This window comes from Geomonas sp., assembly GCF_035254065.1.
Classification (GTDB): Bacteria; Desulfobacterota; Desulfuromonadia; order Geobacterales; family Geobacteraceae; genus Geomonas.
Genome location: NZ_DATFBA010000261.1, coordinates 1 through 9,734, shown reverse-complemented (window position 1 = coordinate 9,734; position 9,734 = coordinate 1). Strand labels below are relative to the sequence as shown.

Sequence of the window (9,734 nt, the reverse complement as noted above, 5' to 3'; positions counted from 1 at the left end):
TCTGCACGGCATACCAGTTATTGGCCGAGGCCATGATGACCGGGAAGGGGGAGTTGACCACATACATGAGCGAGCTGCCCGGGACCGGGGCCAGCTGCGGCTCGCCGTTGTACTTGGGGGTGAAGCTCACCTTGTCGCGGTACACCGTCGCGGTCTGCGGGATATCGGCGGCGATCACCGCCTCCTGGGCCTGCGGCGTCCCCGGCACCGATGCCTTCACGTTCTCCTTCGGGCTGTCGTCCGGGATGTTGGAGAAGTCAGGAGGCAACTCCCTGGGATTCACGAACTGCCACGGCCCGGCGGTATCGCTCGCCCGGAACCAGCGGCCGGTCACCAGCACGTAGGTCATCTGGTCGTTCAGGTTCTTGAAGACGTTGCCGGTGGTGTTCTTCGCGTAGAGGAGCATGGTCCCCGGTATGGGTACGAAGTCCGGCGGTCCTTGCGTCACGATCAGCTCGGTGGGGACCGTGGTGACGATCACCTGGGGTGCCTCCTTTTTCAGGGACGGCTTCTGCCCGCTCTGCTCGTTGGGTTGCCCTTCCATCAGGTCGACCACCTTCTGCTCTGCGAGCTCCTTGGCCGCCTTACTGACCGCCGACGGGATGCTCTTCGCCACGCTCCAGGGCCCGGAGAGCGAGCTGGCGGTCACGAAGCCGTCGAAGAGGTGGATGTAGTAGCCGCCATTCTTTTCGTCCCACAGCACCAGGGCGCGGGTGTTGATGGCCCGCTCCAGGACGCCCTTCACGAGCACCCGCCAGGCTGGCTGGCCGTCGATGGGGATCAGGATGGCCGGCTTCTGCGAGAAAACGAAGTTGGGCGCCTCGTTTTTCACCTGTACCGCGCGCGCCTTCTTCTCCGCACCCTCCACGGCCAGCATGGCCTCCAACCGGTCCAGTGAGATGGTGCTCCCCTGCGGCGGGGCCATGGCTAGGAAGCCGGCCTGGTACTGGCTGGCGGCTTGCGGCATGGTGGGTAACAGCAGTTTCTCCACGGCGAAATCCTGCAGATGGACGGTGCGCCCCACCCGGTCGACCAGGGTGGCGGCCGAGAAGGCGAGCATGCCGAAGACCGGTTCCGCCGCGCTGGCCGGCTTCACCGAGACCGCCGCGTGCGCTTTCAGGCGGTAGCCGTCCCAGCTGTCCAGCTGAGGCTGGTAGAGGGTGTAGGTGGTTCCCTCCCTACTGGTGGTCTTCGGCCACGGATCGGGGGTCACCTCCTCGGCCGGCGGCATGGCTTCCTCCGCGTGCAGCACGAACGGCACTGCCAACGCGAAGAGCAGCAGAAAAGCCACAACGATCGGTGTACGTTTCATCATCGCGTTTCTCCTTTCTCCCGTCCCCTTTTACCGGGCTGGCGGGCGCCCGGGCCTAGACAGACCCGCGCGCCCCCCCAACGATTCAGATGGCGGCGACACTCCCGTGGATAGCCGTAGGGTATTCCAGTAATGTGCCAGCCTTCCTAAGAGGGCGGAAGCTGGCGAAATTAATGCCGACAGAAGGGTACGTTAATGGGAACAGCGCGGCAGAGGGGGCGATATGCCGTCTTTTGGTTGAGATTTCGACTTGAGGAGGGGGGAAAAAGAGCCAGGGTGAGGATGGGGAGATATGTGTCAGCGGGGCGAGGCCTCCCTCACCCCAACCCTCCCCCGTGGGGGGAGGGAGAGTTGAGAGGAGAGGAGGTGAGCAGTGGTTAGCCGGTTACCAGCGTGCGTGCCTCAGGCGCAGCGTCTTTCCTGACCGGCAGTCGAGCGAAGATCCAGCAGGTCGTCCTCGGAGCCGGACAGCGACCGGCGCACGAAACGTTCCACCTCGGCGGCGGGGACCGGTCGGCTGAAGAGGAAGCCCTGCATCTCGTCGCAGCCCAGTTCGTGCAGGGTCCTCATCTGGTACTCCGTCTCCACCCCCTCCGCCACCAGGTTCAGGCCGAAGCCGCGCGCGACGCCGATGATGGCGTGGATGATGGGGGTAGAGTTCTTCTCCTCGGAGAGGTCCCGCACGAAGGACTGGTCGATCTTGATGGCGTTGATCGGGAAGCGGCGCAGGTAGTTGAGCGAGGAGTAGCGGGTCCCGAAGTCGTCGATCGAGATGCGGATGCCGCGGTCCCGTAAGAGCCGCATCTTGTCGATGACGCCGGAGACGTCTTCCACCGGCAGGTTCTCGGTGATCTCGACCTCGAGGACGTTTTCCGGCAGCCCGTACTTGATGACGTTGGCGCTGATGCGGTCCACCACGTTGTTCTGGGTGAACTCCTTGGGCGAGACGTTCACCGATACCCGGAATTCCCCCAGTTCCATGTCGCGCCAGACGGCCAGCTGGCGGCAGACCTCGGCCAGCACCCAGTCGGTTATCTCGCTGATGAACCCGCTCTCCTCCGCCATGTCGATGAAGCTGCCGGGGTTGAGCAGGCCATGGACCGGGTGCCGCCAGCGCAAAAGGGCCTCCATGCCGACGATCCGGTTGCGGCGGACGCTGATCTGGGGCTGATAGTACAGCTCGAATTCCCCGTTGGGGACCGCCTGCCGCAGTTCGTTCTCCAGGGAGATCCGTTCGTGGTAGCAGGCGTTCATTTCCGGGATGAAGAAGGTGTAGTTGCTCTTGCCGTTGGCCTTGACCTCGTACATGGCGATGTCGGCATGCTTCAGGAGCTGGTCGGCGGTGTCACCGTCACGGGGGTAGACGGCGATGCCGATGCTGGCCATGACATGGAACTCCTGGCCCGCCACCGCAAAGGGCTCTTTCAATTCTTCCATGATCTTGCCGGCGATCACCTCCGCCCCCTCGGGCTGCAGCAGATCCGGCAACAGGAAGGTGAATTCGTCCCCCCCTTGGCGGGCGAGGGTGTCGCTGGCCCGGATGCACTTCTGCAGCCGCTGGGCCACCTTCTTCAGGAGCTCGTCCCCCTCGGTATGCCCGTGGGTGTCGTTCACCCGCTTGAAGCGGTCGAGATCGAGGAACATGACCGCCACCATCTTGCCGTTGCGCCTGGACTGCGCCATGGCCAGTTCCAGGCGGTCCTTGAACAGCCGGCGGTTGGGGAGCAGGGTGAGCTGATCGTGCAGGGCCTGGAAGTTGATGGTCTCCTCGGCGATCTTGCGCTCCGTGATGTCGCGCGCCACCCCGTAGGTTCCGGCATAGCAGACGGCCTGCAGGTCCCTCTTCTTCTCCTTGGTCTCGTAGATGCCGATGGCGCTCAGGATCGCCACTACCTGCTGGCTCTCCAGGTTTCGCTGCGGGTTCTTCTTGCATTTAAGGCGCAGCTCCAGGTTGGTGGTGGCGCGGTGGTCGCGGCGGCGCTCCATGAAGGCATAAGTCGCCATCGGTATGTCTTCCTCGTGGACGATGGTGGTGTACTTGCACCCCATCAACTCGTCGCGCGAATACCCGAGCAGCGACTCGAAGCGGTCGTTGGTGAAGGTGAAGCGGCCGTCCGGGTCGAGCGTGTAGATGAGGTCCGGCGATTTTTCCACCAGGAAGCGGTGCATGCGCTCGGACTGTTCGAGGCGGGCGGCGATCAGCAGGTGGCTCCGCTCCAGGTAGCGCCGCTGCAGCGCGTTGTCGACCCGGAACCGGATCTCCTCCAGCTCGCTCGGCTTTCTGACGAACTCCACGGCGCCGCTGCGCATGGCCCGGATGGCGGAGTCGATGCTGTTGTCGGCGCTGACCATGATGACGCTGGTGGGGATCTTGCCGGAGGTGATCCACTCGGCCACCTCCAGCCCGGAGATGTCCGGCAGATTGATGTCGAGCAAGACGAGGTCGATCTCCCGGGACTTGAGGATGGAGATCGCCTCGCCGCCGGTATCGCACTCCGTTATGACGCGCCCCGGCCGCTTCAAAAGCAGGCGCAGACTCGAGCGCAGGTGGGGCTCGTCGTCCACGATCAGGATGTACTGGGGCTTTTTGTAGCGTGTATCTTCCGACATCATGTTTCCATAGGTCATAACATCTCCTCGTCACCCCGCGATCGCCCGACTCCTCCGCCGGACCACTACTCGCGGAATCACAGGTTTCGCGACAGGGCTTTGCCCTCCATCTGCCGCGGCAAAAGAATGATGAAGCTGGTGCCTGTGCCGACCTCGCTCTGGCACTTGATCAGTCCGTTCAGACCTTCTACGAGCGAGGCCACGATGGACAAGCCGAGGCCCGAATGCCCCGGGCGTTGGCGGTCGTCCAAAGGTTGGAAGAGGCGCTGCATGACCTCCGGCGGCAAGCCGGGGCCCGAGTCGCGCAGGGCGATCTCCACGTAGAAGCGCCCGTTGAGGATGACGTTGTCGGCCGTGGAGACCACGAAGTGGTCGCCGCTGGCGAGAGCGTCGGCGGCGTTGGTCCAGAGGTTCAAGAGGACCTGCTTGATGCTGTCCCGGTTGCCCGCCACCGGCAGCAGAGAGGGGGAAAGCTGCTGCTCGAGGACGATGCCCCGGGACGAGAAGAGGGTCTCGCCGTAGAGGGCCAGCATGCCGTTGATCATGCCGTTGATATCGACCGACTCGGTGGCCGGCGGCGTTTCGCTCAACTCACCCAGGCGGCTGAGGATGTGGCCGACCCGGTCGACCTCCTCGCCGAGGATCGCCAACTCCTCCCCGCCGGCATCGCCCACCGGCAGCTTCTGGCTGAGGATGGCCAGATAGGTCTTGATGATGCTCAGCGGATTGCCTGCCTCGTGCACGACCTTGCGCGCGTGCTGGTGGAACCGGTTGCTGACGCTTGCCGCGATCATCTCCTCTTTGGCCCGCTGGGCCCGCCAGCTTTCGATGCTGGTCGCCGCCTGATTGGCGAAACGGGTCATCCGGGCAAGCTGTTTTTGCAGCCGGGCATGTTGGGAAGGGGTGATCCCGTAGGCCATCACGCCGGTCTGACCGCCGCCGACGCACATCGGGATGTACAGCACGCCTTCGCTCTCCAGCGCGCGGGCGATCTGCACATCGAGCAAGGAGAGCGGAGCGGCCGGCTCCTTTTGGAGGGTGGAGCGGGGGCTCTTGTCGCGGACGGCGGCAGCGGCCAGACTGCGCCCACCGTCGACGCGGATCTCAAGCTGCCGCAGCAACTCGGGCTGACCGGTGAAAGCAGGCGCCGACAAGACCGGCCGGGTCGGCTCCATGAAAAAGAAGGCGAGCCGTCCGATGCCGAACAGGATCCGGGCCGATTCGCGCATGACCAGCAGGATCTCCTCCTCCCGGGAAAGCTCCGGCAGGTTGCGCTGCAGCGACTGCATGATCGCCAGGTCCCTCACCCTTACTTCCACCTCGAGCTGGTGAGCCCCCTGCTCGGGGCGACGGGCGCGCTGCTCGCCTGAGTCTTCGCGCGCCACCTCACTAAAGCCGAGATGGTGGGTTAGTAGCGCCACCTTCTCCGAGGCCTCCTGGCCGAGTCGCGTGATCTCTGCCGGTTCCAGCCCGAACATGGAGATGACGGTGGACAGCTCAGGCGCCTGTTGGTTGGAGGAGATATCGAGGTGTTCGCGAGAGGTATCGATGACATGACAAGACCAGACGATCTTGCTCAAGGGGTCGGCGTCCACGATCTCGTCGTGGTGCTTGTGGTGAAAGAGGATTGCGTCGGAGAGAAAGGAGGACAGCTGCCACTGATCGACCAGCCAGGCGCCGATGGCGGCGTGATCGGTATGGTAGAGGAGTTCCTCGATATCGCGCAGCTTCGCTTCGAGGCCGATGTTTTGCACCCAGTCCCGGTAGTGCTCGGCGTCCCCCCCCAAGAGAAGCAGCTGGCCGATGTCGTGCAGCAGGCCGGCGAGGTAGGCTTCCTCGCTGTCGCCGTAGTTGGTCCTGATGGCCAGGGCGCGGGAGAGTTCCGCGACACGCAGGGCATGGGTCCAGATCCTGCCGAGGTCGTGGTCCGTTTCGCGACCCGCGCCGGCGAAGCCGCTTTCGATGAGCAGGCACTGCGCCATGGTGCGCGCGAGCCGGGTACCGAGAGTCGTGATGCAGTCGGCGAGGCTCGCCACCTGCCGGTCGCGGCGCAGGGCGGGCGAATTGGCGGCGGCAAGGAAGCGTGCGCTCAATCCCGGGTCCTGGCCGACCAGCGTGGCGAGCTCGGCGGACGGCACCTGGTCGTCTTCCACCACATCCAGGAAGCGCAGCAGCACCTGCGGTAGGCAGGGAAGGCGTGCCGCTTCAACCGAATTACGAATGGATTCCGGAATCTGCACGAAGACCTCTAAGAACAGGGGCTAGTTCTCTCCACGAACAAAAAAACGCCTGATTCGAATAACGAAGTCAGACGTCGGTTTGCGAGTTTTGTGTGGATTGACGAGACAAGTTGGCCCCCTTTCGGCGGCCCAGCCATCCTGTAACAGGATCTGTGACTTTGCGTCCCCGGATTGCCCCGGGTTTGCCTTTGACCAGAGAAAGATTATTTCGACAAAATGCTAATCTTCTTTATCCTTTTTGGGCTTCACCTGTCAAGGATTAATTTAAAGGTTGATTCATTTTGTTACATACATCGAACTGTTACGAGAAAAGGTCGAATCGCGCCAGAAGATTGGCCGGGAAGATTCAGAGAATGGTGCGCTGCTTCAGGCGATCTGCAGAATAAGTTGAGAAGGGAATAACAAAAAGGGCGCAAGCGAGATGGCCGGCGCCCTTTTTGTTTCCGGTAATTGCGCTACTCCTTCCTGGCGAGTTGCTCGGAGACCGCCTTGGCAGCCTTGGCGGCGGCCTCCTCGCCTCCCAGGTAGTAGCTCTTCAGCGGACGCAGCGACTCGTCCAGCTCGTAGACCAGCGGGATGCCGGTCGGGATGTTGAGGCCGACGATCGCCTCGTCGGTCATGTTGTCCAGGTGCTTCACCAGCGCCCGCAGGCTGTTGCCGTGGGCCGCGATCACCACCCGATTCCCTTCCATCACCGCGGGGGCGATGGTGCCGTGCCAGTAGGGAAGGAAGCGGGCGACCGTGTCCTTGAGCGATTCGGCCAGCGGCAGCTGGTCGGGGGTGAGCCGGGCGTAGCGGGGATCGCCCCCCGGATAGCGCGGATCGTCCAGGGTGAGGGCGGGGGGCGGTATGTCGTAGCTGCGCCGCCAGAGCTGGACCTGCTCCATGCCGTGGCGCTCCGCCGTCTCGGCCTTGTTGAGCCCCTGCAAGGCGCCGTAGTGGCGCTCGTTGAGACGCCAGCTGTTGTGGATGGGGATCCACATCTGGTCCATCTCCTCCAGGGCGAGCCAGAGGGTCTTGATCGCCCGCCTGAGCACCGAGGTGAAGGCGACGTCGAAGACGTACCCCTCCCCGGCCAGAAGCTTCCCGGCGTTCATGGCCTCCTCCACCCCCTTCTCGCTCAAAGGGACGTCGGTCCAGCCGGTGAAGCGGTTCTCCCTGTTCCACTCGCTCTCGCCATGACGAAGAAGGACCAGTTTCCTCATGTGGATTCCTCCTGCTGTTGCCGAGGCTCAGAAGAGCTCGGGGATGACCTTGAACACGTAATCAGACTTCGACTTGGCCACTTTCTTGCGCGACGGCAGCTCCACCTTTTCGCGCGGCGCCTCCTTGTAGGGGATCTTGCTGAGCAGGTGGGTGATCAGGTTCAGCCGCATGCGCTTCTTGTCGTCCGAATTTGCCACGTACCAGGGAGCCCAGGAGCTGTCGGTCTTGGCGAACATCTCGTCGCGGGCCTTGGTGTAGTCGTCCCAGCGGGTGTAGGACTTGAGGTCCATGGGGGAGAGCTTCCAGATCTTGCGGCCGTCGTCGATCCTCCCCTCGAGCCGCCGGGTCTGCTCATCGGGGCTCACTTCCAGCCAGTACTTGATGAGGATGATGCCGGATTCCACCATCGCCCTCTCCACCAGCGGCAGCCCCTCCAGGAACTTCCTCGCCTGCTCCTCGGTGCAGAACCCCATCACCCGTTCCACCCCGGCCCGGTTGTACCAGCTCCGGTCGAAGATGACGATCTCGCCGGCCGCAGGCAAAAGCGGGATGTAACGCTGGGCGTACATCTGGGTCTTCTCGCGCTCGCTCGGGGCCGGGAGCGCCATCACCCGGAAGACGCGCGGGCTCACCCGCTCGGTGATCGCCTTGATCACCCCCCCCTTCCCGGCGCCGTCGCGTCCCTCGAAGACCACGCAGACCTTGAGCCCCTTGAACTTCACCCACTCCTGCAGCTTGACCAGCTCCACGTGCAGCTTTTGGAGCTCCTTCTGGTAATCCTTCTCCTTCAGCTTGCCGCCGGCTTTCTCGCCGTCTTCGTTCTTCTTGTCATGTGCTTTCTTCTTGGAATCCTTGTCCTTGGCCATTGCGGTTCTCCTTTCATCCGGTGTTGTTCCGGCTTGCTTCATGCCTATTTGGTTGTTCCCCTCGCCCTTCAGTACATCATGCGCGGCTGACCGGTGGCGGCCAGCACGCTCCCCCAGAGCACGCCTTCCGGATCGATCTTCTTCCTTTGGCGGGTGGCGAGGGTGATGGGGACGTGGGTGAACTGGTGGTTCCAGAAGCCGACCACCATGTTGGTCCTGCCGGCCATGGCCGCGTGCACCGCGTTCTGCCCCAACAACAGGCAGAGTGCGGAGTCGTGCGGGTTGGCCGGGTGGCTCCTGATCATGTAGCTCGGGTCGATGTACTTGAGGTTCAGCTCCTGCTTCCTTTGCGAGAAATGCTCCTTGATGGCGTCGCGCAGGAAGACCCCGATGTCCCCCAGCTTGACGTTCCCCGAGGCGTCATGGCCGCCGGACGCCGTCATCAGCTCCTGGCCGGCACCTTCCGCAACCGCGATCACCGCGTGCCCCCGTAGCGCGAGCCTCTTCTCAAGGTTTGTCAAAAGGCTCGCCATGGAGAAGGGGACCTCCGGCACCAGGCAGAAGTTGACCTGGCTCTCCACCAGTGTGGAGAAGGCGGCGATGAAGCCGGAGTCGCGTCCCATCAGCTTCACCAGCCCCACCCCGTTACGGGCCCCCACCGCCTCGGTATGGGCGGCGTAGATGGCCCGCTGCGCCTCGGCCACCGCGGTCTCGAAGCCGAAGGTGGTCTGGATGAAGGAGATGTCGTTGTCGATGGTCTTGGGGATGCCGATCACGCTGAGCGCCTTCCCCCGGCGGGCCGCCTCCTGGGCGATGGCCCGGGCCCCCTTGAGCGTGCCGTCGCCGCCGATGGCGAACAGGACGGCGATCCCCAGCTCCTCCAGGCAGTCGACCATTTCCGCCGGCTCCTGAGGGCCGCGCGACGAGGCGAGGATGGTGCCGCCCAGCGCGCTGATATGCTCCACCCCCTCCGGGGTGAGGAGCTGCGGAGGGTGGCCGAGCCGTTTTACCAGCCCCTCGTAGCCGTAGCGGAACCCGTAGACCTTGCCCACCCCGTAGTGATGGTGGAGGCTCAGGACCACCGCGCGGATGACGTCGTTGATGCCGGGGCAGAGGCCGCCACAGGTGACGATCCCTGCGGAGATGGTTGCCGGGTCGAAGAACAGCTTCTCCCGCGGCCCGGCCAGTTCCAGCTGGGGAGGCGCCGCCCCCGCCTCGAGGTACGGACGTATCTCGTCCAGCCGGCAGTGGTACAGGATCCGCTCGCCGTCGCCGGTGAACCGTCCGAGCCCCATGGGAGACGGGAAACGGCAGTCGCCGAGCCTTTCGATGGTGAAGTCCATTTCCTGGTCGATCATGGCAGCCCCCTCACCCCTTGAACAGGGTGGTCCCCTCCCCTCTCAGCTCGGTCACCGCCCGCTTGACCCGCTCGGCCATGGCGGTCTCGGCGTGGGAGAGATAGCTGCGGGGATCGTAGGCCTTCTTGTTCCCCACCTCGCC

General features: G+C 63.9%; 6 protein-coding genes and 1 riboswitch. All 6 genes read right to left on the bottom strand.

Features of this window, described 5'->3' with window-relative positions; genetic code table 11:
• The coding region (locus tag VJ604_RS12060) for a hypothetical protein (RefSeq protein WP_324082804.1) at positions 1–1,312 on the bottom strand (1,312 nt) is incomplete at its 3' end.
• A gap of 402 nt (positions 1,313–1,714) precedes the next feature.
• Positions 1,715–3,940 carry a GGDEF/EAL domain-containing response regulator gene (locus VJ604_RS12055; RefSeq protein ID WP_324082802.1) on the bottom strand — a complete coding sequence of 742 codons (2,226 nt, stop codon included), beginning with the start codon at positions 3,938–3,940 and terminating at the stop codon, positions 1,715–1,717.
• 59 nt (positions 3,941–3,999) lie between these two features.
• Positions 4,000–6,162, bottom strand: a complete 2,163-nt coding sequence (locus tag VJ604_RS12050) for an HDOD domain-containing protein (protein WP_324082800.1) — start codon at positions 6,160–6,162, stop codon at positions 4,000–4,002.
• 120 nt (positions 6,163–6,282) lie between these two features.
• Positions 6,283–6,359, bottom strand: a riboswitch (cyclic di-GMP riboswitch).
• 258 nt (positions 6,360–6,617) lie between these two features.
• On the bottom strand, positions 6,618–7,367 hold the full coding sequence (gpmA, locus tag VJ604_RS12045) for a 2,3-diphosphoglycerate-dependent phosphoglycerate mutase (protein ID WP_324082798.1): 750 nt from the start codon (positions 7,365–7,367) through the stop codon (positions 6,618–6,620).
• A gap of 27 nt (positions 7,368–7,394) precedes the next feature.
• On the bottom strand, positions 7,395–8,234 hold the full coding sequence (gene ppk2 / locus VJ604_RS12040) for a polyphosphate kinase 2 (protein ID WP_324082796.1): 840 nt from the start codon (positions 8,232–8,234) through the stop codon (positions 7,395–7,397).
• A 68-nt stretch (positions 8,235–8,302) separates the two neighbouring features.
• Positions 8,303–9,592 (bottom strand): ATP-dependent 6-phosphofructokinase, encoded by a 1,290-nt coding sequence (locus VJ604_RS12035; RefSeq protein ID WP_324082794.1) that lies wholly within the window; start codon positions 9,590–9,592, stop codon positions 8,303–8,305.
• Between the last annotated feature and the right edge of the window lie 142 nt (positions 9,593–9,734).

Excerpts from the sequence above, each read along its gene's own strand:
- VJ604_RS12055 (WP_324082802.1), bottom strand. The coding sequence starts at position 3,940 with ATGACCTATGGAAACATGATGTCGGAAGATACACGCTACAAAAAGCCC.
- ppk2 (WP_324082796.1), bottom strand. The coding sequence starts at position 8,234 with ATGGCCAAGGACAAGGATTCCAAGAAGAAAGCACATGACAAGAAGAAC.
- VJ604_RS12035 (WP_324082794.1), bottom strand. The coding sequence starts at position 9,592 with ATGATCGACCAGGAAATGGACTTCACCATCGAAAGGCTCGGCGACTGC.
- gpmA (WP_324082798.1), bottom strand. The coding sequence starts at position 7,367 with ATGAGGAAACTGGTCCTTCTTCGTCATGGCGAGAGCGAGTGGAACAGG.